Here is a 26,184-nt window from a genome sequence, read left to right on the forward strand (position 1 = left end):
GACACGCGGGCTCTCAGCCGATGATTACACTCTTGGTCAGGTCGCCGAGGGCCCGCGTTGACGCGCCGGTGAGGCGAGCGATTCCGATGGCACGAGCCGCGCGAAGGGCGAGGCGCACTGCTTCTGCCCGTTCTACCTCGGCGAGCGTCTCGATGTCGGCGACCTTTGAAAAGCCGACGAGACGGCGGACGGTTTTGGCGGCGGCGTAGATCGCGGCATCCGAGCGGATGCTCTCAAGCACCTGCTCGCGCACGTCGTCACCGTATACACGGGGGTCGACGCGCTCGGGCCACCGCCGCGCGAACTCAGCTTCGAATGCGGCAACGAGTTCGAGCGGAAGCTCGAGCAACGTGGCGGCGTCGCCTGAGCGACCGAGGACTTTGGCCCGTGCCGCAGCAAGAATCAGGTTCGCCCACACAGCGCCGAGGTCGAAGCCGGTCGGGCCGTAGGTTCCGAACTCGGAATCGAATGCCCGCACCGACTCACCGTCGGCCCGAACGAATACCGATCCGGTGTGTAGGTCACCGTGCAGAAGACTCTGCGTGCTCTCTTGAAAGCGCAGCTTTGCAAGACCGATTTCTCGCACAAAAGCGCGGTCGGCACGAAGTTCTTGCACATCGATGTCGTTGGCCGGAAGCCACCCGTTGTGTTCGTGATCGACGTAGGGCTCCGTGAAGACCAAGTCTTCGGTGATTTCGCTGAGCTCGGGGTTCGCCGCCTCCGCAACCAACCTTCGACGGTCGGGCCCGGCAGTACCGAACACACTCGTGGCAAAGCTCACAGCGCCGACATAGGTGCCGAGCTGCGCTGCCGCGTACGGGTGTATGCGGCCAGCGTTGAGTTCCGAACGCCACACAGCGTGGTCGCTCAGGTCTTCGATCGAAAGAGCAACGGATGCCTCATCAAAGCCGTAAAGCGCCGGCACATGTGCCGGGTCGACGGCTTCGTGGGCCGCAAGTACAACCGCTTCGCGCTTGGTACGGGCGCGCGTGAGCGGCCACGACGGGTCAACGCGCACGTGCGGGAGGGACTGTTTGACGACGACTCCGGCGCCCTCGGCGTCGCGCACAATGAACACCAGGTTGAGGTTTCCGTCGCCGACCTCGGTCACCGAAACGATTGAATCCGGGTCAACCGGGCCCGAAAGCTCCGGGTGCTGCTGCAAAAATTCCGGGACCGTGCCCGTGGCGAGCTGTTCAGTGCTCATGATGCTGTCGTGCTCCCCGCGCTAATCGTTGTTGCTCGGCGCCGGAACGTAAAGCTGAACAGCAGCGCTACGAGCAGAACGATTCCCTTGCCGAAATCTTGAATGTAGTAGGGCAACCCCATCATCGAAAAGCCGGTGACCATGACGGCGATGAGCACGGCGCCAAGAGCCGTACCCCATGCGTTCGGGCGACCGATTCCCAGTACTGAAACGCCGACAAGCGCGACAGCCACCGCGTCGAGAAGCAGTGAGTTTCCGGCCGAGACATCGCCCTGACCGATTCGGGCGGCGAGCAGGAGGCCTGCAACCGAGGCCAGGATGCCACAGCCGATGTAGGCGGCAGCGCGATACGCGCGCACCTTGATTCCGGCGAGACGTGCAGCGTGCGGGTTAGACCCGACAGCCGAAAGTGCCCGGCCCCACCGTGTGCGATCGAGGATGAACCAGACAAGCGCCGTGAGGGCCACGAAAAGAATCACCGGAACGGAAACTGGGCCGATCATGCCTCGGTCAAACCACAGAAAGTCTTCGGTGAATCGGCCGGGTGCTGTGGTGCCGTCAGCGAGCGTCATCTGCGAAGAAATTGATTTGCCGTCGACGATGATCAGCTTCAATCCAACGACAGTGAACATCACCGCGAGTGTTGCCAAGAGGTCTGGAATTTTCGCAAACACGATGAGCACCGCGTTGAGAGCTCCAATAAGCGCACCCGAAAGGAGCACGACACCTACTGCGACGCCACCGACTTGACCGGCGACAACGAGCGTCCAGGCAGCGATCGATACCGCGAAACCGGCGTTTGCCCCCACCGAGAGGTCAAGGCCACCGACGGTCATGGCGAGCGTGACTCCGAGGCCGGCGATCCCGACCGGCGCAATGTACTTCAGCATCCCGAAGACGTTGTCAACGGTGCGAAAGTTCGGCTCGGTGATCATAAAGAAAGCGATCAGCGCCACCGTCACGGCGACGAAGCCCCATTTGGCTACACCGTCGAGCACGCGCTCACCGATGGGGCGGGAAGATACGACCGTCAGAGTGGTCATGCGGTCTCCTTGCTGTGACCAGAATCATCGAGCAGCGCGTTCACAATATCGGCGCGACCGAGGACTCCGGCGGGAGTGTCGAGGGCGATGCGCCCCGCGACAAGAACAATGATGCGGTCTGCGACGTCGAGAATTTCATCGACGTCGCTGGAAAGGACGACAACACCAGCGCCAGTTTCGGCCTGCCGCCGCGCAGCCTCACCGATCGTGCGGCGAGCGCCGATGTCGACGCCGCGGAAGGGTTCGTCGAGCAGTGCGAGCCGCGGTGAAGTACGGAGCCAACGCCCAACGATCACCTTTTGCTGATTGCCGCCCGAGAGGTCATCAAGCGATGTGTCGGCCGACGTTGCCACGACGCCGAAGCCCACGATCACTTCGCTTCCGAGCTCGCGTTCACGGCCCGTGCGCACAACACCGAGTCGATTCGCGACCGCCGAAAGCACCGGAAGACCAACGGTCCGTGAGATCGACCACCCGGGCTGAATACCGTCGCGTTGGCGATCTTCCGGAACGAGCACGACACGCTTGGCGATCGCGTGCGCGGGTGTTTTCGGGGCGAAGCGCTCGGCGTCGAGCGTCATCGAAGCGCCAGCGGCGGGGCGGGCCCCCGCAATCGTTTCGGCAAGTTCGCTCTTACCCGCACCAAGAAGACCCAGGATGCCGGTGACCTGTCCCGCGTGCACGGTCAATGACAGCGCGGGCGCTCCGGCGACGAGGCGTGCACCGTCGATGTGCAGTACCGGGTCGCCCGGAGGCAACGGGTTCTCGATGTGCTGCTGAAGCTCCGCCGGTACGCCGAGCATCGCGGCGAGCGCCGCCTGCCAATCAAACGGACGAGGAGCATCGAGCACGAGCGCTCCATCTCGCAGCACAACGATGCGGTCGGCAAGTCGCTCGATCTCACCGAAGCGGTGGCTGACGAAAAGTATCGCGAGGCCCTCGTCGCGAAGTGTGCGGAGCACGTCGAAGAGACGATCGGCTTCGGCGGCTGTGAGAGCTGATGTCGGCTCGTCGAGAATCAGTACGCTCGGCGACTGGCGAAGTGCTCGAGCGAGAATCAGCAGTTGCGCATCCGACGTGCCGAGGCGTGCGGCATCCGCTCGCAGTACTTCGTCCGACCAGTCGAGACTCAAACGAGCGAGCGCTGAACGCGCCGCCTTCTCTGTCTCGCGACGACGGGCAAGGTGGTGCCCACCAGCGGCGAGGTCAGTGAGCACAAGGTTGTCGGCGACGGAAAGCCCCGACACGATGCCATCCGAGATCCGCTGGTGCACAGTCTCGATCCCGGCGCGGCGGGCGTGAGCGGGACTCGAGATGCGTTCTGCGACGACTCCCGCCGCTGTGCCTTCCACAGACGTACCCACCGCGATATCGCCGGTGTAGTGCGGGTTCGCACCAGACAGCGCACCGATGAGAGTCGACTTGCCGGCGCCGTTGGTGCCGAGTAGCGCTGTGATCGAGCCACTGTGAAGGTCGAGAGAGATGTCTTCGAGCACGCGGTTCGAGCCGAACCGCACGCCAACGCCACTGAGGCGAACGACCGGGTGGTCATTCGCCTCAGCGACGTTCGAAAGCATGCTCACGACGATACTGCGGGCAGCCAATCAGCGACGACGACGTCATCGAGAAGCAGCGACGGTTCGGCATCGCGCAGCTGCGACACGTTGGTGATGTCGTTCTCGAGCAAGAAGTCCTGGGTCACGGTGATGGCCGGGAACTGCACGTCGGTCTCGTCGAGTTCACCAGCAAGTGAAAGCGCAAGAGCACGCACGACCGCGGCGCCAATTGCTGCGGGGTCGGTTGCGCTTGTGGCAACCCACGGGCTGCCATCGGCGATCATGACCTCAATGTCGGCGTTGGAGATGTCGATGCCGTAGACCTTGACGGAATCCTGCAGGTTGTTCTGGATGACGGCCTGTACGACACCCTTCGTGATCTCGTCGTACGGAGCGAAGATCGCCTGCGTGTCGGGGTACTGCTTCAGAGCAGCGTCGACGAGCGGAATGTTGTCGGTCGCGGTCGATTCGGTGACCTCGCCGACGAAGAACTGCTCGTTGAGGTCGTTGTCGGTGACGTATTCGTCCCAGACGGCCTTCCGTCGATCGAGCGGCGCGAAGCCTTCGGCGCTGACGAGCCCGACGTTCGCACCCTCTCCCACATCGGCAATGAGCTGGTCGAGCACGCCGGAAGCCATCGAGGCATCCGACTGCGACGTAACAATGACACCGTCGGTGTCTTCGAGCGCAAGGTCGTAGACGATGACCGGGATGCCGGCATCCACTGCGTCGCGGATGCGGGGCTCGAGAGTGTCGGTCTGCCCGTGGTCGATGATGATCGCGTCGGGATTCGACGCGATGGCCTGCTCGAGGTCAGATGCCTGCTTGGCGTTGTCGTTGCGAGCATCGGTGACGGTCAAGTCGATGTTGATGGCGGCGGCCTGTGCGTTGGCTCCCGCGGTCCATGCGGTGAAGTAGTCGCCCGCACCGGACTGCTGCACGAGTGCCACCTCAACGGGGTCGCCGTTGAACGGCTCGTGCAGATCAGCGACCGGCACGGTCGTTGCTGACGCGGCATCCGTCGACGTGGTCTGCTGCGCACAGCCGGTGAGCACGAGCGCTGCGGCCGCGGCTGCGGCGCCGAAGCCGAGCCAGCGACGCGCTGTGAGTCGAGAGGTCATGACGGGTTCCATTCGGGTTGCTGTGGGTGCCCGGGTGCACGTGGGCTCTAAAGAGTAGAACTTGCGCGCGCACTTTGCACCAAAAAAGCGTTGCGGATTGTTACGACGGACCGTCGCATATGACGCTTCGAAGTGCGCCCGGGGAAAACGAGGTACAGAATCGACAGAGAGCTTTTGCGCGAAAGGAACTCATATGACCCTCTTGACGGTCTGGAACGAAACCGACCCCGCTTCCCCTGTACTCGAGACGATCGACGACGCGGAGATTGGTGCGGCGCTCGCTGAGCTTGGGGCGCGGTATTCCCACTGGGAGATCAAGGACTTCGCCGACGACGCGAGCCTTGAGGAGATTCTCGCGCTCTATTCGGCCGAGGTTGAGTCCGTCAAGCAGAGCGAGGGTTACACCCTCGTTGACATCGTGGGACTTTCCCCCGCGCAGGAGAACTACGACGAGGTGAAAGGTCCGTCGCGTGCGAAGTTCCTTTCCGAGCACCGCCACGACGACGACGAAGACCGTTTCTTCGCAAAGGGCGCCGGCGTCTTCTACCTCCACGTCAACGAGAAGGTCTACGCGCTCTACTGCGAGCCCGGTGACCTCGTCTCGGTGCCGGCAAACACCACACACTGGTTCGACATGGGCACGTCTCCCGAGTTCACCTCGATTCGGTTCTTCCACGATGACGATGGCTGGGTAGGCCACTTCACGGGCAACCCGATCGCCGAAACTTTCGCGACCTTCGACCAGCTGCACGCCCGCCGTGCCGAACTCGCGACCGTCTGAGGCTCGGCTGCCTGAGTCTCAGCCCGCGGTACTTCGGTACGCCGCCTTCACCGCGGGCGGCGTTGGCGGAAACCCGGCCGGCATCGTGTTCGATGCTGAATCTCTCAGTGACGCCGCGATGCAGCAGATCGCGACTGACGTGGATTACGCCGAGACCGCGTTTATCTCCGCGAGCCGTAGTGCAGAACTCACGATTCGATACTTCTCGCCGGTCGCCGAGGTACCGTTCTGCGGGCACGCGACGATAGCGACCGCTGTCGCGATGGTCGAACGCGGGCTGACGGCTCCTGGCGAGGTGACGTGTCACACGCGCGTAGGTGATGTCGTCATCCAGACGACGGTGGCCGATTCGCGGGTTCGTGCCTCGTTCACGAGCGTGCCGCCGTCTGTGGCGAAGTTCCCGTCAAAATCTCTTCAGCGCGTACTCGAAGCTATCGGGCTCACCGAGAGCGATCTTGACGAGCGGATGCCTCCCGCCATCCCGAATGCGGGTAGTCCGCATCCGACAATCGTGATTGCCGATCGTGCGGTCTTCGACAGCTTCACCTTCGACCCGCGCGTGGTCCGTTCTCTGATGGACGCCGAGGGGTGGCCCGCAACGATTACCGTGCTGCACGCGCCCGAGGCAGGCGAAGTGTGGGCCCGGAACATCTTTCCCGTCGGTCGCATCACGGAAGATCCGGCGACGGGGTCAGCCGCGGCTGCCACCGGCGCGTATCTTCGCGCTTTCGGCCTCGTGAGCCCGCCTGCGACGATCACCATTCATCAGGGCGAGCACGTGGGTAGGCCGAGCGTCCTGACGGTGACGATTCCACCTGATGGCGGCATTACGGTCGCCGGGATGGCATCAGAAATCTCGGAGTAGTGAAGGCTCAGCCGAAGCGGTGACTAACGGCCCATGAGCGCGGAGAGAAGACGCTCATTCGAGTCGTGCCACTCCTGCGCGTCGCTCTCTGCCCAAAGTTCGGCGAGCTCGCTATCGGCGGAGGCGGCAACGGTAACGGCGCGTTCTGCGTCTTTCACGAGGCGGCCAGACGGCTTGCGCGCACGGCTGACGAACCCCGCAACGCTCTCGGTGTACACATCGGACTGTGTTGGCCGCCCCAGTCCGTGCGCCACGACCTCTGCCGCAGCAATCGCAATCGCGGCTGTGTCGGCATCAAGTGGATCCTCGCTTTGCAGTGCCTCCCGAAGAGCATCCCGCACCACGTTCCATCGCTTCTGCTCGTCGAGTTCCCACGCGAAATCGGCCGCGACATCATTGCCGAACGGCTCCCCACTCCATGTACCCATGAACAGAGATTAGAGGATCAGGCAAGCCCTGCGAATCTAGCCCGCGCGAGGAAAGCCCCTAGATCACGCTATTAAAGGTGTTGTCGGGTGTTCCGAACCGATGGGCAGTGATCGCAATCGCCTGTTCGTGCAGGAACGGGAGGAGCTCGATGCGACCTGCCGTTGTGACTTCGTTGGCGTAGATCGCGACGTCGATGTTGCCCGAGAGAGTCTCGGCGAGCGTTCGGTGTGCCAAGGTTGCGGCATCCGTTTCTCCGATGATGCGCACGCGCTCGGGGGCAGATCCGGCGATGCGCTCCAGCCACTCGGCTTCGGTCTCCACGAAGACCGAAATGCCGTTGTCGTCGAGCACGCGACGCACCCGCGGCGGAAGGCCCGCCGAGGCGCTCAGTGAGAACGCCGAGCCCGCGCGTAGGCCGGCAAGCACAACGCGCAGCACCTCTTGCAAGCTCGCACCTTCGATGGCGCGAAGCGCGACCTGCACGGGGCGATAGCGGAAGAGGTTTCGCTCGACCCCGAGGCGTGACACGTCTTTGACCTGACCGAATTCGCGGTTCCACGCGACAGCATCGGAGAGTGCGCCGCGGCGGAGCCACTCGAACTCTTCATAGCCGAGAGCGGGCTGGGCAGCCTCGATCAGGTCGGTGATACGCGAGTCGAGGCCGCGAAGATGCAGCGTCGTTGAGGGCGCACCCGAGTTCGATGCTCGCCACGAGCCGAGCCCGATCAGGTAGTTGGGGCCACCGGCTTTCGTGCCGGCACCGACCGATGAGCGCTTCCATCCGCCGAAGGGCTGACGCTGCACGATGGCACCCGTGATACCACGGTTGACGTAGAGGTTTCCGGCTTGCACACGGCCGAGCCACTGCTCGAGCTCATCGGGGTTCTGAGTGTAAAGACCGGCGGTGAGTCCGTAGGCCACAGCGTTTTGCAGTTCGATCGCCTCAGCGAGCGTGGCTGCGTGCATAACCCCAAGCACCGGGCCGAAGAACTCTTCGCGGTGGAAGCGTGAACGCGGTTGCACTCCGACGCGGATGCCCGGGTTCCACAGGCGCCCGGCGTATTCGGGAACGTCGTCGCGCGTCGTCGGCTTGATGAGCCACCGCTCCCCGTCGTCGAGTTCTGACAGCGCCCAAGCGAGCTTGCCCCGCGGAGCCTCGATGACGGGCCCGACTTCGGCGCGCGTTTCCCACGGCGGCCCGATGTGCAGCGACTGCGTTGCATCGACGAGCTGGCGCGCGAACCGTTTCGACCGGCCAACCGAGCCGACGAGAATGACGAGGGATGCCGCCGAGCACTTTTGCCCGGCGTGTCCGAACGCGCTTTTCACAACGTCGGATGCCGCAAGGTCCAGGTCTGCCGAAGGCATGACGATCATGGAGTTCTTGCCGCTGGTCTCGGCGAGCAGTGGCAGATCGTGGCGCCACGAGCGGAAGAGTTCCGCGGTCTCAGAGCCACCGGTGAGGATGACGCGATCGACGGCCGGGTGTGAGACGAGCTGCTGGCCGAGCCCGTCTTCGTCGAGGTCGACGAGCGCCAGCAGGTCGCGGGGTACGCCCGCATCCCACAACGCTTCGGCGATGACAGCCGCGCAGCGGCGCGCTTGAGGTGCCGGCTTGAAGACGACTCCCGAGCCTGCCGCGAGAGCTGCGAGCACGCCCCCGGCGGGGATAGCGAGCGGAAAGTTCCAGGGTGGCGTGACGACGATGACGCGCGACGGCACGAAGACGGCCCCGCTCACGCGATCAAGTTCGCGCGCTGTGGCGGCGTAGTAGCGGGCGAAGTCGATTGCTTCGCTCACTTCGACATCGCCTTCGGCGAGCACCTTGCCGGTTTCGGATGCCGCGACCTCGATGAGCTGAGCGCGACGTTCTTCGAGCTTGTCAGCGGCGCGCAGCAGCACGGCAGCGCGATCGGCTGCGGGCATCGCACCCCAGGTGCCGGCGGCATCCTTTACTCCAGAGATTACGGCTTCAAGGTCGGATGCCTCGCCCACATATGCCGCAGCAATCGTGTCGTCGCCGAGCGTCGATGTTTTCATGCCGTCGAAGATTTCGCGCGCCCAGTCGCGGGTCGACGACAGCGCCGGGTCGGAGTCGGCACTGTTCGCAAAGCCGGGTGCTCCCACCGCACGTGTGCCGCTCTCACGCATCGAGAACACTGCGGTTTCGACGAACTCTTCGCCGCCGAACAGCATCGCGTGGGCTGCCGGGTCGAACGCGTCCGTTGCACCGTCTTCGGCACCGCGGGCAATACCGAGCACCGCCTGAGTGAGGCCGCCCGTCTCTTGAGTTGCGGGGTCTACCGGGTCTCGAAGAAGCCGCGGCTCTTCATCGGACGCGGCTTCGGTAGCGGTCGAGGCGCGTCTATTGGCGGTTCGTCGAGCGCCTACGAGAAGAGCGGGGTCTGCTGCGCGCTCGACCGACGCGAGAAAGCGGTCGCGCTCGCGCGTGAGGAGTTCGGGGTTGGTATCGATGTCGAAGGCGGCGGAGAGGAAGTTCTCGCTCGATGCGCTCTCTTCGAGGCGGCGCACAAGGTAGCTGATGGCCACGTCGAATTCGTCGGGGGCGACGACCGGTACATAGAGCAGTACCTGGCCGACGTCTGCCGAGACGGTTTCCATCTGGGCCTGAGCCATGCCGAGCAGCATTTCGAAGTCGACGGCGTCGCGAACGCCTTGTTCGCCCGCAAGTAGCCATGCATAAGCGATGTCGAACAGGTTGTGGCCCGCAACGCCCAGGCGCACGGCGCGGGTGTGCTTGGGCCGAAGCGCCCATTCGAGGCAGCGCAGGTAGTTGGCGTCGGAATCGACCTTCGCGGAGTAGGTGGCGGGCTCCCACCCGTGCATGACGGCATCCACTCGTTCCATCGCAAGGTTCGCGCCCTTGACGAGGCGCACCTTGATAGGGGCGCCACCCGCGTCGACACGTGAGCGTGCCCACGCTGTGAGTTGTTGAAGCGCGGGAAGAGCATCGGGCAGGTAGGCCTGCAGCACGATGCCGGCTTCAAGGTCGGTGAAGCGCTCATCTTCGAGTAGTCGGGTGAAGACAGCGATCGTCAAGTCGAGATCGCGGTACTCCTCCATGTCGAGGTTGATGAAGGTCGGCGTTGACGCGGGGCCGCCCTTGGGGAGTGCGCTCACGTAGAGGGGTGTCAGCCGCTCGACGACGCTGTCCACGACGTCGTCGAACGCCCACATCGAGATGTGGCTCGCGATGGCCGAGACCTTGACCGACACGTAGTCGACGTCGGGTCGACGAATGAGAGCATGGATGCCGTCGAGTCGCCGTTTTGCTTCGTTTTCGCCGAGCACAGCTTCGCCGAGCAGGTTGACGTTCAGTCGGTGACCGCGGCCGCGAAGAGTCGTGAGAGCCGGTCCCAGCTTGTCGGGGCGCGCGTCGACGATGAGGTGGCCGACCATCTCGCGGAGCACTCGGCGGGCGATCGGCACGACGGGGCTCGGCATGATTGGCGCCATCGCACCGCCCACGTGCACGGCGCCGCGGAGGTGCCACGGCAAAAAGTCAGGCACGAGGGGTGCGATGCGACGAAGCTGGGTCGCTGCTGCCGTCAAACTCTCTGGCCTCATGACGCCGTCGACGAATCCGACGGTGAAGGGCAGTCCCTGCGGGTCGCGCAGCACGTCGGCAAGCCGTTGAGCCGAAGCGTCGGTCTCGATTCCCGAGGATGCGCGCACCCAGCGTTCAGCTAGGGCGATGGCTCGTTCGGCAAGCTCTTCGTTCGCGGCGAAATCGGCGTGATCGTTGGGCATGCGCTCAGCCTAAGGGTCGGGCGGCGGAGCGGGCGGAAGACCGGGCCGGTGCAATGCGGCGCATTAGCTCCAGTCGCTGGGAGCGGGCGCTTTCGTGGGTGGCAGAGCGGATGCTGCGGCCCAGTCGTGCATCCAGTCGGCAACGTCGGGAACACCCTCCGGCATGCCGACTGCGGCGAAGAACTCATCGTGCGGCACAGTGCCGCCCGTGCGGCGGAGCATCCGTGCGCGAATGATGGCGCGGGCGTAGATTTCACCGTCGATCACGGCCCGGTGTTCGAGGTACATGCTCTTGTCGTCGTGGCCGATGAAGCGGCTTTCGAGATCGAACCGCTGCCAGAGCTCGAGGGACTTTCGGAACGTGATGGTTTCGCTCGCGACAACGGCGTACCAGCCGCGCTCGCGCATCTCATCGAACAGCCCGGTGCGCACCATGAGGTCCCAGCGGCCGAGGTCGAACAGCGACAGGTAACGGCCGTTGTTCATATGGCGCAGCACGTCGATGTCTGTCGGCAACGTGCGCAGCGTGATTCGGCCAACTGCGGTGGCGACGAGTGTGCCTTCGCGCTTGCGTTTCGCTCGGGCACGGCGGATGACCAACAGGGTGCGCCAGATCACATTCACGAGGAGCGATCGTATCTATCGGCACCTGATTTCCACATCTCGTTGTGGAAATGCTCTAAATGCCGACGTTTGTTTTCTTCAGCGCCGCACAGAAGCTGTCACTGCACGGAGCAGTTCCTCGGGATGATTGAGCAGTTCTCTGCTCTGCGGCTCAACGATGAAGCGTTCGAGCAACCGCTGCGCGGCAGCGACACTGGCGCGCCAATAGCCACCGACGTGGTGTCGCCCGATATCGAGCAGGACCTCGTCTCCGCGCGAAACAATCGTCACAGACCCGTCGTCGGGGTCCAAGTGAATACTCTCGCCACTCGAAAAGGCGACTGCCCATGACGCGACACCGACGGCAAGCGCCGGAAACCGAAATCGAGAAGTCGGCAGATCGATCGTGGCGCCTTCGATCTCGTTCCACGCAAAGAACTGCGGCGGGGCCGCGTGGGCGCGGTAGTTCATACCAGCCGGAGTGAGAAGAAGGTGTTTCCTCCCGGGGTCGCCCAGAATGAGGCCCTCGGGCGAAGTAGACAGTGGGCCGAATCGCGTCATCGCCATCGACGCTAGTGCAGGTATCTCCGGGCAGGCCTCGGGCATTGCACGCGGTGCGTGACAGGATGTCGAGATGGTTAGTGTTGTCCGCCTCATCCGCTCTGATTCCCTCAGTGATGTTGCCCAATATGCATACGGCGCGAGCGTCGAGAGCGGTGCTCGCCTAATCTTTCTCGCCGGCGCCTGCCCGCTCGAAATGGACGGCTCAACCGCAGCGGTCGGCGACTACGCAGGACAGGCAGCAAAGTGCGTCGAGACACTCGCAGAGGCACTTCGAGCAGCGGATGCGACGATGAGCGACGTTGTCAGCACTCGCGTACTCGTAGCTTCTTCGCGACAAGAGGACCTCGTCGCGGCGTGGGAGGTTGTTCGCGATGCGTTCGGCGATCACGATGTGCCCAGTACTCTCACGGGCGTAACCGTCCTCGGCTACGACGACCAACTCGTCGAAATCGAGGCAGTTGCAGCGGTTCCAGACGAGCGCGAGGGTATGTGAAGCGCGGCAAGAATCCCGCTGCCATCACTGCACCCGGCGCTGTAGCCGATCTCGAAGTTGCGGCGGCGAGGTGGTCGGCGCTCGCCACCGACCCGTAGCATCCCACCAGTACGGGCCTCGCACCTCGGGAACGCCCGCGTTCATGCGTATCTTCCAGCCGACGCTGTCGATCGTGCGGTGGTGGAACCAACAGAGCAGCACCCCGTTGTCAGTGTGAGTTGCTCCACCCCGTGCATGCTCGGTGACGTGGTGGATTTCGCACCACGATGAGCGCACGCGGCAGCCGGGGATGATGCATCCGCCGTCGCGGAGCGCAATCGCTCGACGCTGATGGTGCGCAAAAACTCTGTCGCTCGTCTCGATCTGCCGAATGCGACCGCGCGCATCGGTCACGATGCGCTGTACAGCGCCCGTGCACGCGATGTGGCGCGCGACGTCGAGCGTGACGGGCTCAGCGATGCCCTCGACGTGCGCCTGCCCGTGGCCGGATGCGATGTCTTCGCCTCGCACCGAGACGACAAGCGTGGGCGCAGCGCCCCCGAGCGTCGGAAGCTCACCCGACGCCGCTGCCACTGTGAGCGCTGTCGCGAGGGCATCGTGCCGCTTTTGCACAGCTGTGCGGCGATCAGCGTCGGCCCCATTGGGAAAGTCAGTTGGCTCATCGGTAGTCGGCGCGAAGAACGGCCCCGATACTGCCTCGCTATCGGCGACGCTACCCGCGACCTTGGGGTTCAGCACGCTGTCAAAGATCTGCTGCAGCTGACCGGCAACCTCGGCGAGCAAATTGCCGCGCAGCGGAACGACGCCGTCACGCGCAACACCGAGAGTCACACCGCGCTTTCTCATCGCCACGACTTCGCGCGGCTCAGCACCATCTTGGTCGAGATACCTCGCCCACACCGTCGCCTGACCGCGCAGGTCATCGGCGCACGCGGGCGGTGCACCATCGACGCCGTCACCACGAGCCGACGCAGCAAGCTCTTCATCGGCGGCAAGATGGGCAGCGCGCCCCGCTGTCGACACAACGCGAGCGAGCGGCCCAGTGACCGCGACGAGTCCATCGATTCCCACGTCTCCGGCCGCAAGCGCCGAGCGCATCGCAGGAAACTCCGCCGGCAGCACCTCACCCGAAGCGACAGCTACCGGTTCAGCAACGGCGCGGGCACCCTGTACGAGGGCGGTCGCTGCCCGCGACGACACCCGGGTCGAGCGCTGCAGGAGCTCGGCGACCGAACGGCATCCGAGATCCGTCGTCATGCGCTCGCTCACAGCAGCTGAGCTGGAACGCTCATTGGCCTGAGCCGTCGCCTCGACCATGAGGGCCTCGGCGTGACGCGCGACCTGCGCTGCGCGTTGGAGCACGGCGACAACCTCGGCATCGGTCGCGGCGGAAAGCGCTCGTGAGCCGAAAGCTTCGGCGCTCACCTGACCGAGCTGAGCCTCGATCTCGCCGAGCGCAACGCACACGTCACCGGCTGAAGCACCGGTTCCGTCTGCGAAAGCTGTCTCGGTCATGGCTTTATTGTGACGGGGGCTTCCGACATTGCCCCGCCACCGAAATATGCTCTTCACCTGGGGAAAAGCCTGTGGATAACCGCCCCGAGTGCCCGCCCGTGGAGAAGAGGGCGACACACGCGAACTCGCCGATTTCCACCCGTTCATAGGGTTGACGTAGAGTCTGGCCATGGAAGCCGAACTGACTGCAGACGTCATCGTGCGGCCCGTGCGTGATGTTGACGCTGAGGCCCTTGGCCGCGTTCACGCCACGTGCTGGCACGAAACCTACGACCACCTCATCAGCAAGGCCGCTCTCGAGCGGATCTCCACCCGCCGACTCGGCGAACTGTGGACGCACTGGGCAAGTCAGGGTGATGATTTTCGCATGAGCGCCGCGCTCGTAAATGGCGAAATTGTCGGCTTCGTCGGCTCGGGACCTGCACGCGACAAAGACGCTCCGCGCAACCGCGAGCTGTACTTCATCTATCTGCTTGACGAGTGGCATGGCACCGGAATCGGCCAGCAGCTCTTCGATGCCGCCATCGAAGACGGCGAAGAGGCGTACCTCTGGGTCGCCGAAGACAACCCGCGCGCGCACCGCTTCTATGTGCGAAACGGATTCTCTCTCGACGGCGCGAACCACACGGAGCCTTTCCTCGGTGAGACGCTCACCGAGGTGCGTTTCGTCCGCTGACGTGCTGACAGTTTGGGCCCTCGACGGTATCGGCGAGGTGCACGACGGCGACGACCTCGTAGCTCTTCTCGCTGACGCTGCCGGGGGTGATCTGCAAGACGGTGACATTCTCGTGGTGACCTCGAAGATCGTCTCCAAAGCCGAGGGCAGATTCGTGACGGCATCCGATCGCGAAGATGCGATCACCGCCGAAACCGTGCGAGTCGTCGCAACGCGCACCACCCCCGCGGGGCACACGACGCGCATCGTGGAGAACCGCCTCGGCATCATTGGCGCTGCCGCCGGCGTCGACGCCTCGAATACTCCCGAGGGCACCGTACTGTTGCTTCCCGTAGATCCGGATGCCTCGGCTCGAGCCATCGCGACGGGTCTGCGCCAGCGCACCGGTGCCACCGTTGGCGTCATCATCTCGGATACTCTCGGGCGAGCCTGGCGTGAAGGGCAGACCGACACGGCCATCGGGGCTGCCGGGGTGCATGTCTTCGAAGACATGCGAGGCAAGACCGACGCCGAGGGTCGCCCGCTATCGGTGACGATGCCGTGCGTTGCAGACGAGATCGCTGCCGCCGGGGATCTCGTCAAGGGCAAAGCTGCGCGACTGCCGGTCGCTGTGGTGCGTGGTCGCGCTGACCTCGTCGGCGACCTCGATCTGCCAGGGGCACGTTCGATTATCAGGCCCGCAGAGCGTGACTTCTTTCACCTCGGCGCCGAGGAATCGTGGCAACAGGGCTACGCCGCAGCGCTAGCTGAACGATAATCACAGTGGAGCCATCGCTACGACTAGGAGTGAACATGAGTGTTGAGCGGCATCATAAGCACCTCGGTGACGACGTGGAGAAGCAGGCTCCGGGCGAAGAAACGATTCTGGGCGCCGCGGGAGATGAGTTTCCCCCAGGGGGAGGCGTCGCGGGCTCGTTCGGTCAAGAATTCCCCGGTGCCGATCCGTACGCGGGCATTCCGGTCGACGAACTGGGTCTCCCTCCGCTGACTGAAGCTGAGCAAGAGGCCGTGGAGCTCGAGGCAGCCCGACTCGCCGAAGATCCAGACGCGCGCCGCAACCTCTGAGCTGCCGCGCGGGCATTGCCTTCGCGAACGGCCTCGGCGGCGCGCGGCACCACTGCTCAAGATTTGCCTCGAGAGATATCTGGGCAGTTGCGGGCCATGCAGCATTTCGCAGGGATGCGGAAAGACTACAAAGACGAGTCTCTCACTCGATTGCCGATGACGAACCAGCGACCGATACAGCGCCGAAAAGCGCCCCGCGGGTACAACATCACGGTCATGACGGTGGCTGTCCAGAGCACGGCCCTCGGGTTGATCGTGGGCACCGCCACGAGTGAGCACGCCCTGATTTTCGTTGCTCAGATTTTCGTTGCTGGCCTACTCGCGACCTAGCACCCTCGCATAAAGAAGCGAAGTCGCGCGACGCAGTAGCCCGTGATGCGTTCGACCGGTGCTGCGAATGCGCCTCGGCGTTACGAGGGACGCGAAGCTACCGCCCCTTGACCGTCCCAAACAATCGCGCGATCGGCGCCAACACAAGCGGCCGCGACGCGATCCACCCGGCGGCAATAACGAGCATCGATGCCGCGAAGATCCAGAACCCGGCCCAGTTGACGACGTCTTGCGCCGCATACATGTGGTTGAGGTTCCGCAGCGCACCGGTCGCGAACACGAGCGCCACGTGCACAATGATGAAGAACACGAAGTAGAGCATCACCGGAAAGTGCACGGCCCGCGCCCACTCCACCGGATACAGCCGGTTGAGACGCACGGCGTTCTTCGGCCAAATGCCGCTCATACGAACACCCGTAATGGTCGCAAGAGGTGCCGCGACGAACACTGTCGTGAAGTACGCAAGCTGCTGCAGGCTGTTGTAGTTCACCCAACCGTTCTCGGTGGGCCAGTCGAGCGAAACGTACTGGAGCGCCGCCGAAATCGCGTTCGGAAAGACATCCCAACTTGTCGGCACGATGCGCATCCACTGGCCGGTGAAAAGCAGCAGTGCAACGAAGATCACGCCATTAACCAGCCACAGAATGTCGAGGGACTGGTGGTACCAGAGCGTCAAACTGATGCGACGCTTCTTGTTGCCGCGCGGCGACCAGAACGCCGCGGGACGCTTCTCGCTTCGCACCTGCAGGCCCGTGCGAATAATCAGCACGATGAAGAAGGTATTGAAGAAGTGTTGCCAACCAACCCACGCGGGTAGCCCCACGGGTGCCGTCTCGGGCAGCGGGTACTCGCCGGGGTACGTCTGCAAGAAGTCGCGCAACGCGTCGAGAGAGACCAGCCAGCGCGTCGCGAGCACGAGCATCGCCGCGGCAAAAAGCAGCGACCCTCCCCCAACGACAACGGCACCGACCCACTGCAGTCGAGTAAATGGGCCGTACCGTTTTGCCTCTGGCTTGGGCTCTGGACGCGGCACGAGAGCAGCCCGACCGGGGAAAACTGTGGGCGTGAACGGCAGCGGCACCGAGACATCCCGTGCCGGCACCAGAACGGATGCCGCAACGGGCGCTTCCGGCGCAGCACTCTCGACCGGCGCCGTAGTCTCGACAGGCGCAGCAGCCTCAACAGCATCAACGATGACGTCGGGCCAAGGCTCGCCACCGGGCTTGCGCGGCAGACCGCGGCGCACCGGAACAGCGCTAGCGCTGGCGGTCACCGCCGTGGCGACAGCATCAGGAAGCGAATCTGGAGCTTCAGTGACGGCTCCCGTTGGCGCAGAACCCTCAACTGAAACCTCGTCAACGACGGCCTCAGACTGCTCGGCTGACGCGGGTGGCCACGCCTCGCCACCGGGCTCACGCGGGAGCCCACGACGCACAGCGCGGAGGTCTTTCGCCATCGGGGAGTTACGCCTTCTTCGATTCGAGCGCCGCAATCAACTGCGGAACCACCGAGAACACATCGCCCACGACCCCGAAATCCGCGATCTCAAATATCGGAGCTTCGGCATCTTTGTTAATCGCGACGATGGTCTTAGCGGTTTGCATTCCAGCCTTGTGCTGAATTGCGCCAGATATGCCGAGGGCGACATACAGCTGCGGCGACACTGAAACTCCAGTCTGCCCCACTTGCGCCGATTGCGTCACGTAGCCCGCATCAACCGCCGCACGCGACGCTCCAACAGCGGCACCCAGCGCATCGGCGAGCTCTTCGACCAGCACGAACTTCTCTGCAGAGCCCAGCCCGCGCCCACCCGAAACCACCCGGGCGGCACCGCGAAGCTCGGGCCTCGCCGACACAACGACGGCTTCATGCACAGCATCGACCGACGCCGCTTTGCGACCGGATGCCGAAACCTCCAGCTGCTCGACAACCACAGGCTGGGCCTCGCCGCGAGCGTCAATCGCACCCTGCCGCACCGTGATCACCGGCGCACCCAGCGTCGCAGCGGCCGAAACGTTGTAGGCACCGCCGTAGACCGAGTGCTGCGCGACGATGCCCTCGTCATCGCGCGAGACGCCGACGGCATCCACGAGCAGCGCCGAGCGCGAGCGCGCAGCAAACCGCCCGGCAACATCGCGGCCCACAATCGAATGCGACACCAAGACCGCATCGGGCTGCACGAGAGCGACAGCTGACGCCAGAGCGTCGACGACCGGCACCGAGACCGCTGCGACGTCGACCTCAGCCACGAGCACCCGCGTCGCGCCGAGGGCTGCGGCATCCGTTGCAAGCTCTGCACCACGAGCGTCGGCGATGAGAGCGACGGGTGTGCCCACGTCGCTTGCGGCGCCGAGAAGACCCGCTGACGAGGATGCGAGCGCACCCGAAGGCGTTACATCGAGCAGAACCAGAATCGCGCCCGCTGTTGATTCAGCCATGTCGCTCCTCACACCAGTCGGTTCTCGATGAGGTAGGCCGCGAGCTTCTCGCCGGCGTCCCCCTCGTCGGTGATCGTCGTGCCCGAAGAGCGCGGCGGCTTCTCGCTGATCGCAGTCATGATCGCGCGTGGCACCGAGAAATCGTCGGGGTTGATGCCGAGGTCGGTGAGCGTGAGCACCTCAACCGGCTTCTTCTTCGCCGCCATGATGCCCTTGAAGTTCGGAAAGCGAGCGTCAGGCAACCGTTCGGTGATCGAAATCACCGCCGGAAGGCTCGCAGTCGTGTCCATCGTTCCGCCGTCGATTGCGCGCTCACCTGAGACCGCACCATCGGTAAGCACGACGCTGTTGAGGCTCGTGACTCCGGGCACGTCCAACAGCTCCGACAGCATCGATGCCATCACACCACCCGATCCGTCTGTCGACTGGTTGCCGGTGATCACAAGGTCGAACCCGGTGCGCGTGAGAGCGGCAGCAAGCACTTCGGCACTCAGCGTGAGGTCGGCACCTCGCAGCGCCTCATCGGCAATGTGCACAGCGGATGCCGCGCCCATCGCGAGAGCTTTTCGCACCGAGGTGGCGGCACTTTCCGGAGTCATCGACATCACGACGACCTCGGTGCCGGGCGTCGATTCGGCATGAGTGAGAGCGACCTCGAGGGCACGCTCACCGATCTCATCGATCACCGTTTCGCTCGCACCTCGCTCGGCAAGCCCCGTTTCCAGATTGAGAACACGGTCACCGTAGGTGTCTGGAACCTCTTTGACCAGCACGACGATCTTCACGGTGCCTCCTCAGCGCCACGTCCCCTTAGGCCTCAGCCCATCAACGATTCTGAAAGTCAGGTGCGCGCTTGTCGCGGAAGGCAGCCATGCCCTCTTTCTGATCGTCGAGCGCAAACAACGACGTGAACGTGCGCTGCTCGTAGCGAAGCCCCTCGGCAAGCGTGGTTTCCTGTGCCGCCCGCAGCGCTGCTTTCGCAGCGATGATCACCGGCAACGACTTCGCAGCGATCATTCCCGCAACCGACATCGCTTCGCTTCGCAGCTGAGCGGCCGGAACAACACGCGATACGAGTCCCGCGCGAAGAGCTTCTTCGGCGTCCATGTTGCGCCCCGTGAGAACCAGGTCGGCAGCAAGCGCCGGACCGACAGCACGCGAAAGGCGCTGCGTTCCGCCGAGCCCCGGAATAACACCGAGGTTGATCTCGGGCTGACCGAATACGGCGTTGTCGGCCGCGAGCAGAACGTCGCACATCATCGCGAGTTCGCATCCACCACCGAGCGCGTAGCCAGCGATTGCCGCAACGATCGGCTTCTTTACCCGTCCAAATTCTTCGAGACCCGCGAACGGATTGTTCGCCGTCATGTCGTAGACAGACTTGTCGGCCATCTCTTTGATGTCGGCTCCCGCAGCGAATGCACGGTCAGAACCGGTGAGCACGAGGCATCCGATGTTCGAGGTGTTGTCGAGTTCGGTAGCAGCCCGACCGAGCTCGGTCGCAAGCTTCGAGTTCAGGGCGTTGAGCGCCCGCGGCCGGTTGAGCGTGATGATGCCAACTCGGTTTTGCGTTTCAACTGTCAACGTTTCGTATGCGCTCATGACCCTATGATTTCACGCTCAGCCCGCGGCCTCTTCGGGGCGCTCGGTTGCCGCAGCCACTTCGGCGGGCGGAACGTATCCCTCGATGTGACGTTCGTCGGGTCCGTTGTAGGCCGCGAGCGGACGAATAAGAGCATTGGATGCCGTCTGCTCCATGATGTGAGCTGTCCACCCGACGATGCGCGCAGCAACGAACAACGGCGTAAACGTGAGGGTATCGAAGCCCATGAGGTGGTACGCCGGACCCGACGGATAGTCGAGGTTGGGATAGATGCCCTTTCGCCCGACGAACTCGCTCTCGAGGGTGTCGTAGAGCTCGCCAAGTTGAGGCGCGTCGTAATACTCGACCAGCGTGTCGAGCGCCGCTTTCATCGTGGGCACGCGCGAGTCACCGCGCTTGTAGACGCGGTGGCCGAAGCCCATGACCTTCTTCTTGTTGGCAATCGCGTCATCGAGCCACGGCACAACGTTGTCGGCGGTACCGATCTCGTCGAAGATGTGCATCACGGCTTCGTTGGCGCCACCGTGCAGCGTTCCTTTGAGAGCACCGATCGCCCCGACCACTGCTGAGCCGAGATCGCTCATCGTGCTCGAGATCACTCGCGCAGTGAATGTCGACGCGTTGAACGAGTGCTCGGCGTACAGAATCATCGACACGTTGAACGCCTCGGCAACAGTTGCCTCGGGCACCTCGCCGAACGTCATGTAGAGAAAGTTGTGCGAGTAGTCGAGGTCAGCGCGCGGCTCGATAGCCTCTTGCCCGCGGCGGCGGCGCTGGTCGTACGCAACGATCGCGGGAATCTTCGCGAGCAGCCGCAGCGCCTTGCGGGTGTCGGCCTCGGGCGAACTGTCGAACGCTGCGGGGTCAGAAGCGGTGACGACCGAGACCGCCGTGCGAACGACATCCATCGGGTGCGCCTCAAGGGGCAACAGGTCGATGGTCTGTTTGATGTTCGGGTCAAGCGCACGGTTGGCACGCTCGGTGGCTTCGAACTCAGCGAGCTGAGCGGCATCCGGCAGTTCTCCGTGCCACAGCAGGTATGCGACAGCCTCGAACGACTGCGTGGCTGCGAGTTCTTGTACGGGGTACCCGCTGTACATCAATGAGTTGGTTTCGGGGTTGACCTTGGAGATGGCGGTGTAGTCGACCGTGACGCCCGCAAGCCCCTTCTTAATGTCAATGTCCGTCATGCTCTCTCCTTAAAATTCTTCGACTTGCCCATATTTGTGGGTGTTTTGGGGCTGGAACCCGCAATTTTGGGCAAGTGAGCGTGGTGGTTGGGGCAAAACTAGCGAGGAACCTCGAAGGTGTAGACCCCGTTGTCGAAGTGGTTGTAAGACTCATAATCGATCAGCTCGTACAGCTCGGCGCGGTGCTGCATCTCGCTGAGCTTAGACGTGAGGTGTCCCTCATCAAGAAGCGTATCGAGTGCGCGGCCTGCTGCCCCCATCGCGGTGCGCAGGAGAGAAACCGGCCAAATGACGATATTGAGGCCGACATCGCGCAGTTGCTCCGTCGAGAACAGCTCGCTTTTACCGAACTCGGTCATGTTCGCCAAAATCGGCACATCGAGAGCCTTCCGCATCGCCTCGAACTCGCCGAGGTCACGCATCGCCTCGGGGAAGATGGCATCGGCCCCGGCGTCAACGAGCTCTTTCGCGCGATAGATTGCGGCATCCAACCCATCAACAGCCCGGATGTCGGTGCGCGCCATGATGAGAAAGTTCGGGTCGCGTCGGGCATCGACCGCGGCACGAATCCGTTTGATTGCGGTAGCCGAATCGACGACCGACTTGCCGTCGAGGTGCCCGCACCGCTTGGGGTTCACCTGATCTTCGATGTGCATTCCCGCGATGCCGGCGTCTTCGAGCGTCTGAATCGTGCGGGCCACATTCATCGGCTCACCGAACCCGGTGTCAGCGTCGATGATCGCTGGCAGCTCCGTCATTCGCGCGATCTGCGCGCCGCGCCCGGCGACCTCGGTGAGGGTCGTCAGCCCGATATCGGGCAGACCCAGGTCTGCCGACAGAACAGCACCGGAAATGTAGACACCCTCAAAGCCCTTTTGCTCGATCAACCGTGCCGATAGCGGGTTGAACGCACCGGGAAAGCGCAGCAGCTCACCCGACGCGAGACGCTCGCGAAAAAGGCGGCGCTTTTCGGCAGCGGATGTCTCGGCGTACAGCATCAGAACAGTCCCTTCGGAGCGGGCGCATTCGCCAACACACCGGGCTTCGCGACGATCGTGAGCTCGCGTACCTCATCGACCGTGAGCTCGGGCAACCGCTCGGCGAGCGCAATGAACCGGTCGATTTCGGCAGGCTCGAGTACGGGCTCGGCCAGCATCCGGAACTTCGCGATGTAGTTTTCGCGAGCGAAGGGGCGCGCACCGAGCGGGTGCGCATCTGCAACCGCGATTTCTTCGATCACAGTCTCGCCGTTCGTCAGCTGGATCTCGACCCGGCCTCCGAACGCCTTCTCGTCGGGGTCTTCGGAGTGGTAGCGACGCGTCCATTCAGCGTCTTCGGCGGTCGTCACCTTGTGCCAGAGCGCCACAGTGTCTTCGCGGGCGGCACGTTCCGGTGCGTATGAGTCGACGTGGTGCCACGCGCCATCCTGCAGCGCGACGGTGAAGATATACGGGATCGAGTGGTCGAGCGTTTCGCGGGATGCCGCGGGGTCGTACTTCTGCGGATCATTCGCACCCGACCCGATCACGTAGTGCGTGTGGTGGCTCGTGTGGAGCACGATCGACTCGATGTTGGCGGGGTCGCGAAGCTCGGGGTTCTCCGTGCCGAGGCGGCGGGCCAGGTCGATCCAGGCCTGGGCCTGGTACTCGGCCGAGTGCTCTTTCGTGTACGAGTCCAAGATGGCGCGCTTCGGTTCGCCGGCCTCCGGCAGCGGCACGTTGTACGAGGCATCCGGGCCGTCGAGCATCCAGGCGATCACGCCGTCTTCGCCCTCGTAAATCGGAGACGGGCTCGTCTCGCCACGCATGGCACGGTCGACAGCTTCGACGGCCATTTTTCCGGCGAAGGCTGGGGCGTGCGCCTTCCACGTCGAAATTTCGCCCTTTCGCGACTGGCGCGTCGCCGTCGTCGTGTGAAGCGCCTGGCCGATCGCCTGCATAATCGTGGCGGTATCGAGCCCCAGCATGGTCCCGATTCCGGCAGCAGCCGACGGGCCGAGGTGAGCCACGTGATCGATCTTGTGCTTGTGCAGCGAGATGGCGCGCACGAGGTCCATCTGAATTTCGTAGCCTGTCGCGATACCGCGGGCAAGGGCCATACCGTCGACGCCGACGTGCTGAGCGACAGCGAGGATCGGCGGAATGTTGTCGCCGGGGTGCGAGTACTCGGCAGCCAGGAACGTGTCGTGATAGTCGAGTTCGCGCACAGCGACGCCGTTGGCCCATGCCGCCCACTCGGGGCTCGTGCGGCGCTCAAGCGCGCAGCCGAAAATCGTTGACCCAGAGCCCGAAACCGATACGGCGTGGTCGAGCGCCTGCTGACGCGCCGCACTCACGGGGTGACGAGTGAGGGATGCCGCAGCCACCGCCGCGTTGTCGATAATGCGGTTAATGATCATTTCGATCACCTCAGGTTCCAGCTCGACGGGGTCTGTTGCGACCTCGGCAAGGTGCCAGGCGAGCTGGCCTTCGCGCGCGAGGTTTTCGTCGCTGCGGTGCACGCGCAGGTAGTGAGAGATGGTCATGAGGGGTGTCCTTCCACAAGCTCGCCCAAAATGGCGGTTACTGCATTAAAAAGATGTACGTGCGTAGCGTGTGCGGCGAGTTCCCCATCGCCCGCTGCAATCGCCGTCGCAATCAACTCATGCTCTCGCACAGATGCCGCCAATCGCTCGGGATTGACTTGCGCCATCCGCCGCACTCGCACAAGCTGCGTGCGCACTGGGCGGAGCGCCTCGGTGAGGTGATCGTTAGCCGCCGAAGCGTCGATTGCCGCGTCAAACCTCGCGATGAGAGCGTAATACGCGTCTGCGCCGCCCGCCGACGTCAGTTCTGATCGCGCGAAATCTGCTGCGAGGCGTGAAAATGTTGCGCTGTCACCACGTGTTGCCGCGAGACGCGCAGCGGTTTCTTCGAGCGCTCGGCGCACTTCGAAAAGATCGCGGATGTCGTCGGCATCGATCCCGGCGACGACGGTGACTCTCGGCGACTGCTGCACAACGAGTCCGTCGTTGGCGAGGCGACCGAGCGCTTCGCGCAGCGGCGTGCGACTCACACCGAGGCGTGCCGCCTGCGCCTGTTCGCCGAGGACTGCACCGCCCGGCAGAGCACCGGACTGAATCTCATCGAGCAGGCGCACATATGCTCGCTCACTTGCCCGCGCCGTCGCCGCAGAGTTCACGACAGTATTCGCAGCCATATCTTTATGGTATACACAATCGGCGTTTCACCGCCCAAAATCTCGCCGAGTGCGCTTATTGCGTATACAAAGTCACTTGGATTCGGTGTCGTCGCTGCGCACTCTGCCGAGCCCCACGCGAAGCAACATCACTCCCCACGCCCCGTAAAAGCATGCCTGCAACAGCCAGATTATGGCCGTAAAAACGTCCACATCTCCGGACGAGATTCGAACTATCGCGAGCGTCACAAATGCCGGTATGAGCGCGAGCATGACGAATCCGACTATGAGACTCACACGCCGAGTTCGCGCCGGATTAGGCACGCCACTCCCACCCGGTGGCCACGTTTTGTCAGCCCAGCTGCGCCGAAAGAGCCACAGGAGCCCGGCGAGCATTCCAATGGTTGCGATGGTGAGTGCGACCGCGGCCAGAATTCCCCACCGCGGCAGCGAGATCAACCACCCCGACGCGATGCCCATCGCGACGCTCACGACAATGAGGAGTATCCCAGCAGTGCGAGGGGTCACGGCATCCTTTCCCGAATCCGTTGTGCCACCTTTCTAGCAGCGCGCAGCTCGAACCCACCACCCCCACCTACACGCGAAGGGTCGCAACACGCCGTAAAGCCACGGCTCCGAGTGGAACCATGCGGCGTGTTGCGACCCTTCGCGATGGGGGTGCGAACCGGAGAACTACTACTAGTTACCGGGGCGCGACTTCGGGGAGACCTCGTAGGTCTTCTCGGCGTCACGCTCGACGACGTCGCCGAGCGCGTCGTCGATCGCCGTCATGAGGTCGGCGTCGAGCACGACGCCCGAAGCCTTAACGGTGTCGGCAAGCTGCTCGGGGCGCGACGCACCCACGAGAGCCGACGCAACGTTGGGGTTCTGCAACACCCACGCGATGGCGAGCTGCGGCATGGTGAGACCTGCCTGCTCGGCAAGCGGCTTGAGCTTCTGAACGGCGGTGAGGGTGTCTTCAGCCAAGAACCGCTTGATGAAGGTGGCACCGCTCTTCTCGTCGGTCGCGCGCGAGCCCGCCGGAACGGCCTGACCCGGCAGGTACTTGCCGCTGAGCACGCCCTGCGCCATCGGCGACCAAACGATCTGCGACATGCCGAGCGCCTCGGCGGTCGGCACAACCTTGCCCTCGATGACGCGCCACAGCATGGAGTACTGGGGCTGGTTCGAAACGAACGGCACCTTCAGCTCCTTTGCCAGGGCGTGACCCTCGCGGAGCTGCTCTGCAGTCCATTCCGAGACGCCAATGTAGAGGGCCTTACCCTGACGCACGATGTCGGCGAATGCCTGCATCGTCTCTTCGAGCGGGGTCTCGTAGTCGAAACGGTGCGCCTGGTAGAGGTCGACATAGTCGATTCCGAGGCGCTGCAGCGACCCGTTGATGCCCTCGAAGATGTGCTTACGCGAAAGGCCCTGGTCGTTCGGGCCCTGGGGTCCGATCGGCCAGTAGACCTTCGTGAAGATCTCGAGTGACTCGCGACGCTGGCCGGCGAGAGCTTTGCCGAGAACAACCTCCGCCGCTGTGTTGGCGTAGGTGTCTGCCGTATCGAATGTCGTGATGCCGGCGTCGAGCGCGGCGTGCACAGTGGCAAGGGCCGCATCGTCTTCGACCTGCGAGGCGTGGGTGACCCAGTTGCCGTAGGTGATTTCAGAGACCTTGAGTCCGCTGTTGCCGAGGTATCGGTAATTAACCATCTAATTCTTCCTTGAGTGAAGTGGTGGGTGAGTTGAGTGAC

Annotated in this window: 26 protein-coding genes; 7 read left to right on the top strand and 19 right to left on the bottom strand. The window is 63.7% G+C overall.

Annotated elements, in window-relative coordinates:
- Nucleotides 1–13 precede the first annotated feature (13 nt).
- The 4 genes from mtnK to FHS06_RS01250 are packed head-to-tail and all read right to left on the bottom strand — an operon-like array spanning nt 14 to nt 4,927.
- Nucleotides 14–1,207 (bottom strand): S-methyl-5-thioribose kinase, encoded by a 1,194-nt coding sequence (gene mtnK, locus FHS06_RS01235; protein ID WP_167044377.1) that lies wholly within the window; start codon nt 1,205–1,207, stop codon nt 14–16.
- The gene (locus FHS06_RS01240; protein WP_167044380.1) at nt 1,204–2,250 is read right to left on the bottom strand and encodes an ABC transporter permease; all 1,047 of its coding nucleotides are present in this window, start codon (nt 2,248–2,250) and stop codon (nt 1,204–1,206) included. Before FHS06_RS01240 ends, mtnK begins: the two co-directional genes overlap by 4 nt.
- Nucleotides 2,247–3,827, bottom strand: a complete 1,581-nt coding sequence (locus tag FHS06_RS01245; RefSeq protein WP_167044383.1) for a sugar ABC transporter ATP-binding protein — start codon at nt 3,825–3,827, stop codon at nt 2,247–2,249. Before FHS06_RS01245 ends, FHS06_RS01240 begins: the two co-directional genes overlap by 4 nt.
- 2 nt (nt 3,828–3,829) lie before the next feature.
- Nucleotides 3,830–4,927, bottom strand: a complete 1,098-nt coding sequence (locus FHS06_RS01250; RefSeq protein WP_167044386.1) for a substrate-binding domain-containing protein — start codon at nt 4,925–4,927, stop codon at nt 3,830–3,832.
- Between the two features lie 193 nt (nt 4,928–5,120).
- Here FHS06_RS01250 and FHS06_RS01255 point away from each other — a divergent pair, with 193 nt between their 5' ends.
- Together FHS06_RS01255 and FHS06_RS01260 are read left to right on the top strand one after the other, a co-directional pair.
- Entirely contained in the window at nt 5,121–5,708 is a 588-nt protein-coding gene (locus FHS06_RS01255) for a 1,2-dihydroxy-3-keto-5-methylthiopentene dioxygenase (RefSeq protein WP_167044389.1), read from the top strand.
- Entirely contained in the window at nt 5,686–6,573 is an 888-nt protein-coding gene (locus tag FHS06_RS01260) for a PhzF family phenazine biosynthesis protein (protein ID WP_310734762.1), read from the top strand. Before FHS06_RS01255 ends, FHS06_RS01260 begins: the two co-directional genes overlap by 23 nt.
- 23 nt (nt 6,574–6,596) lie before the next feature.
- Here FHS06_RS01260 and FHS06_RS01265 read toward each other — a convergent pair whose 3' ends face one another.
- The 4 genes from FHS06_RS01265 to FHS06_RS01280 form a co-directional block, all read right to left on the bottom strand.
- The gene (locus FHS06_RS01265) at nt 6,597–7,001 is read right to left on the bottom strand and encodes a DUF4259 domain-containing protein (protein ID WP_167044392.1); all 405 of its coding nucleotides are present in this window, start codon (nt 6,999–7,001) and stop codon (nt 6,597–6,599) included.
- A 58-nt stretch (nt 7,002–7,059) separates the two neighbouring features.
- Nucleotides 7,060–10,773 carry a proline dehydrogenase family protein gene (locus tag FHS06_RS01270; protein WP_167044394.1) on the bottom strand — a complete coding sequence of 1,238 codons (3,714 nt, stop codon included), beginning with the start codon at nt 10,771–10,773 and terminating at the stop codon, nt 7,060–7,062.
- Between the two features lie 63 nt (nt 10,774–10,836).
- Nucleotides 10,837–11,397, bottom strand: a complete 561-nt coding sequence (locus FHS06_RS01275; protein ID WP_167044397.1) for an acyl-CoA thioesterase — start codon at nt 11,395–11,397, stop codon at nt 10,837–10,839.
- A 78-nt stretch (nt 11,398–11,475) separates the two neighbouring features.
- Nucleotides 11,476–11,937: a hypothetical protein gene (locus FHS06_RS01280; protein ID WP_167044400.1), complete on the bottom strand. Its 462-nt coding sequence runs from the start codon at nt 11,935–11,937 to the stop codon at nt 11,476–11,478.
- 73 nt (nt 11,938–12,010) lie between these two features.
- Between FHS06_RS01280 and FHS06_RS01285 the strand changes: the two genes are divergently transcribed.
- A complete protein-coding gene (locus FHS06_RS01285) occupies nt 12,011–12,433 on the top strand; it encodes a RidA family protein (protein ID WP_167044403.1) in 423 nt (140 codons plus the stop codon).
- A 24-nt stretch (nt 12,434–12,457) separates the two neighbouring features.
- Here the strand turns inward: FHS06_RS01285 and FHS06_RS01290 are convergent, their stop codons facing one another.
- Nucleotides 12,458–13,948 (bottom strand): HNH endonuclease signature motif containing protein, encoded by a 1,491-nt coding sequence (locus FHS06_RS01290; RefSeq protein WP_167044406.1) that lies wholly within the window; start codon nt 13,946–13,948, stop codon nt 12,458–12,460.
- A gap of 169 nt (nt 13,949–14,117) precedes the next feature.
- Between FHS06_RS01290 and FHS06_RS01295 the strand changes: the two genes are divergently transcribed.
- The 4 genes from FHS06_RS01295 to FHS06_RS01310 all read left to right on the top strand — a co-directional run bounded on the left by FHS06_RS01295 (nt 14,118) and on the right by FHS06_RS01310 (nt 16,019).
- Nucleotides 14,118–14,624: a GNAT family N-acetyltransferase gene (locus FHS06_RS01295; protein ID WP_165141084.1), complete on the top strand. Its 507-nt coding sequence runs from the start codon at nt 14,118–14,120 to the stop codon at nt 14,622–14,624.
- A 1-nt stretch (nt 14,625) separates the two neighbouring features.
- Nucleotides 14,626–15,381 (top strand): coenzyme F420-0:L-glutamate ligase, encoded by a 756-nt coding sequence (gene cofE, locus FHS06_RS01300; protein ID WP_310734761.1) that lies wholly within the window; start codon nt 14,626–14,628, stop codon nt 15,379–15,381.
- A gap of 35 nt (nt 15,382–15,416) precedes the next feature.
- Nucleotides 15,417–15,689: a hypothetical protein gene (locus FHS06_RS01305; protein WP_167044411.1), complete on the top strand. Its 273-nt coding sequence runs from the start codon at nt 15,417–15,419 to the stop codon at nt 15,687–15,689.
- Between the two features lie 96 nt (nt 15,690–15,785).
- On the top strand, nt 15,786–16,019 hold the full coding sequence (locus FHS06_RS01310) for a hypothetical protein (RefSeq protein ID WP_167044413.1): 234 nt from the start codon (nt 15,786–15,788) through the stop codon (nt 16,017–16,019).
- A 97-nt stretch (nt 16,020–16,116) separates the two neighbouring features.
- Here FHS06_RS01310 and FHS06_RS01315 read toward each other — a convergent pair whose 3' ends face one another.
- From FHS06_RS01315 to FHS06_RS01360, 10 genes are all read right to left on the bottom strand, one after another.
- Nucleotides 16,117–17,475, bottom strand: coding sequence for a cytochrome b/b6 domain-containing protein (locus FHS06_RS01315; protein ID WP_167044416.1), 1,359 nt, complete (start codon nt 17,473–17,475; stop codon nt 16,117–16,119).
- A 7-nt stretch (nt 17,476–17,482) separates the two neighbouring features.
- Complete coding sequence (locus FHS06_RS01320) at nt 17,483–18,457, bottom strand: electron transfer flavoprotein subunit alpha/FixB family protein (RefSeq protein ID WP_167044418.1); 975 nt, start codon at nt 18,455–18,457, stop codon at nt 17,483–17,485.
- 8 nt (nt 18,458–18,465) lie between these two features.
- Complete coding sequence (locus FHS06_RS01325; RefSeq protein WP_167044421.1) at nt 18,466–19,242, bottom strand: electron transfer flavoprotein subunit beta/FixA family protein; 777 nt, start codon at nt 19,240–19,242, stop codon at nt 18,466–18,468.
- 40 nt (nt 19,243–19,282) lie between these two features.
- On the bottom strand, nt 19,283–20,059 hold the full coding sequence (locus tag FHS06_RS01330; protein WP_167044424.1) for an enoyl-CoA hydratase-related protein: 777 nt from the start codon (nt 20,057–20,059) through the stop codon (nt 19,283–19,285).
- An 18-nt stretch (nt 20,060–20,077) separates the two neighbouring features.
- Nucleotides 20,078–21,250, bottom strand: coding sequence for a bifunctional 2-methylcitrate synthase/citrate synthase (locus FHS06_RS01335; protein WP_167044427.1), 1,173 nt, complete (start codon nt 21,248–21,250; stop codon nt 20,078–20,080).
- A gap of 98 nt (nt 21,251–21,348) precedes the next feature.
- A complete protein-coding gene (gene prpB, locus FHS06_RS01340; protein ID WP_167044430.1) occupies nt 21,349–22,248 on the bottom strand; it encodes a methylisocitrate lyase in 900 nt (299 codons plus the stop codon).
- Nucleotides 22,248–23,774, bottom strand: coding sequence for an MmgE/PrpD family protein (locus FHS06_RS01345; RefSeq protein ID WP_167044433.1), 1,527 nt, complete (start codon nt 23,772–23,774; stop codon nt 22,248–22,250). Before FHS06_RS01345 ends, prpB begins: the two co-directional genes overlap by 1 nt.
- Nucleotides 23,771–24,448: a GntR family transcriptional regulator gene (locus FHS06_RS01350; protein WP_167044436.1), complete on the bottom strand. Its 678-nt coding sequence runs from the start codon at nt 24,446–24,448 to the stop codon at nt 23,771–23,773. The genes FHS06_RS01345 and FHS06_RS01350 overlap by 4 nt, the downstream gene beginning before the upstream one ends.
- 72 nt (nt 24,449–24,520) lie before the next feature.
- A complete protein-coding gene (locus tag FHS06_RS01355) occupies nt 24,521–24,955 on the bottom strand; it encodes a hypothetical protein (RefSeq protein WP_167044439.1) in 435 nt (144 codons plus the stop codon).
- 171 nt (nt 24,956–25,126) lie between these two features.
- On the bottom strand, nt 25,127–26,143 hold the full coding sequence (locus FHS06_RS01360) for an aldo/keto reductase family protein (RefSeq protein WP_167044442.1): 1,017 nt from the start codon (nt 26,141–26,143) through the stop codon (nt 25,127–25,129).
- Nucleotides 26,144–26,184 lie beyond the last annotated feature (41 nt).

The sequence above is a fragment of the Microbacterium halimionae genome, from assembly GCF_011761265.1.
Lineage (GTDB): Bacteria > Actinomycetota > Actinomycetes > Actinomycetales > Microbacteriaceae > Microbacterium > Microbacterium halimionae.

Excerpts from the sequence above, each read along its gene's own strand:
- prpB (WP_167044430.1), bottom strand. The coding sequence starts at position 22,248 with ATGCTGTACGCCGAGACATCCGCTGCCGAAAAGCGCCGCCTTTTTCGC.
- FHS06_RS01250 (WP_167044386.1), bottom strand. The coding sequence starts at position 4,927 with ATGACCTCTCGACTCACAGCGCGTCGCTGGCTCGGCTTCGGCGCCGCA.
- mtnK (WP_167044377.1), bottom strand. The coding sequence starts at position 1,207 with ATGAGCACTGAACAGCTCGCCACGGGCACGGTCCCGGAATTTTTGCAG.
- FHS06_RS01290 (WP_167044406.1), bottom strand. The coding sequence starts at position 13,948 with ATGACCGAGACAGCTTTCGCAGACGGAACCGGTGCTTCAGCCGGTGAC.
- FHS06_RS01295 (WP_165141084.1), top strand. The coding sequence starts at position 14,118 with ATGGAAGCCGAACTGACTGCAGACGTCATCGTGCGGCCCGTGCGTGAT.
- FHS06_RS01285 (WP_167044403.1), top strand. The coding sequence starts at position 12,011 with ATGGTTAGTGTTGTCCGCCTCATCCGCTCTGATTCCCTCAGTGATGTT.
- FHS06_RS01320 (WP_167044418.1), bottom strand. The coding sequence starts at position 18,457 with ATGGCTGAATCAACAGCGGGCGCGATTCTGGTTCTGCTCGATGTAACG.
- FHS06_RS01345 (WP_167044433.1), bottom strand. The coding sequence starts at position 23,774 with ATGACCATCTCTCACTACCTGCGCGTGCACCGCAGCGACGAAAACCTC.
- FHS06_RS01315 (WP_167044416.1), bottom strand. The coding sequence starts at position 17,475 with ATGGCGAAAGACCTCCGCGCTGTGCGTCGTGGGCTCCCGCGTGAGCCC.
- FHS06_RS01255 (WP_167044389.1), top strand. The coding sequence starts at position 5,121 with ATGACCCTCTTGACGGTCTGGAACGAAACCGACCCCGCTTCCCCTGTA.
- FHS06_RS01245 (WP_167044383.1), bottom strand. The coding sequence starts at position 3,827 with ATGCTTTCGAACGTCGCTGAGGCGAATGACCACCCGGTCGTTCGCCTC.
- FHS06_RS01240 (WP_167044380.1), bottom strand. The coding sequence starts at position 2,250 with ATGACCACTCTGACGGTCGTATCTTCCCGCCCCATCGGTGAGCGCGTG.
- FHS06_RS01310 (WP_167044413.1), top strand. The coding sequence starts at position 15,786 with ATGCAGCATTTCGCAGGGATGCGGAAAGACTACAAAGACGAGTCTCTC.
- FHS06_RS01305 (WP_167044411.1), top strand. The coding sequence starts at position 15,417 with ATGAGTGTTGAGCGGCATCATAAGCACCTCGGTGACGACGTGGAGAAG.
- FHS06_RS01330 (WP_167044424.1), bottom strand. The coding sequence starts at position 20,059 with ATGAGCGCATACGAAACGTTGACAGTTGAAACGCAAAACCGAGTTGGC.
- FHS06_RS01335 (WP_167044427.1), bottom strand. The coding sequence starts at position 21,250 with ATGACGGACATTGACATTAAGAAGGGGCTTGCGGGCGTCACGGTCGAC.
- FHS06_RS01280 (WP_167044400.1), bottom strand. The coding sequence starts at position 11,937 with ATGACGCGATTCGGCCCACTGTCTACTTCGCCCGAGGGCCTCATTCTG.
- FHS06_RS01270 (WP_167044394.1), bottom strand. The coding sequence starts at position 10,773 with ATGCCCAACGATCACGCCGATTTCGCCGCGAACGAAGAGCTTGCCGAA.
- FHS06_RS01350 (WP_167044436.1), bottom strand. The coding sequence starts at position 24,448 with ATGGCTGCGAATACTGTCGTGAACTCTGCGGCGACGGCGCGGGCAAGT.
- FHS06_RS01360 (WP_167044442.1), bottom strand. The coding sequence starts at position 26,143 with ATGGTTAATTACCGATACCTCGGCAACAGCGGACTCAAGGTCTCTGAA.
- FHS06_RS01265 (WP_167044392.1), bottom strand. The coding sequence starts at position 7,001 with ATGGGTACATGGAGTGGGGAGCCGTTCGGCAATGATGTCGCGGCCGAT.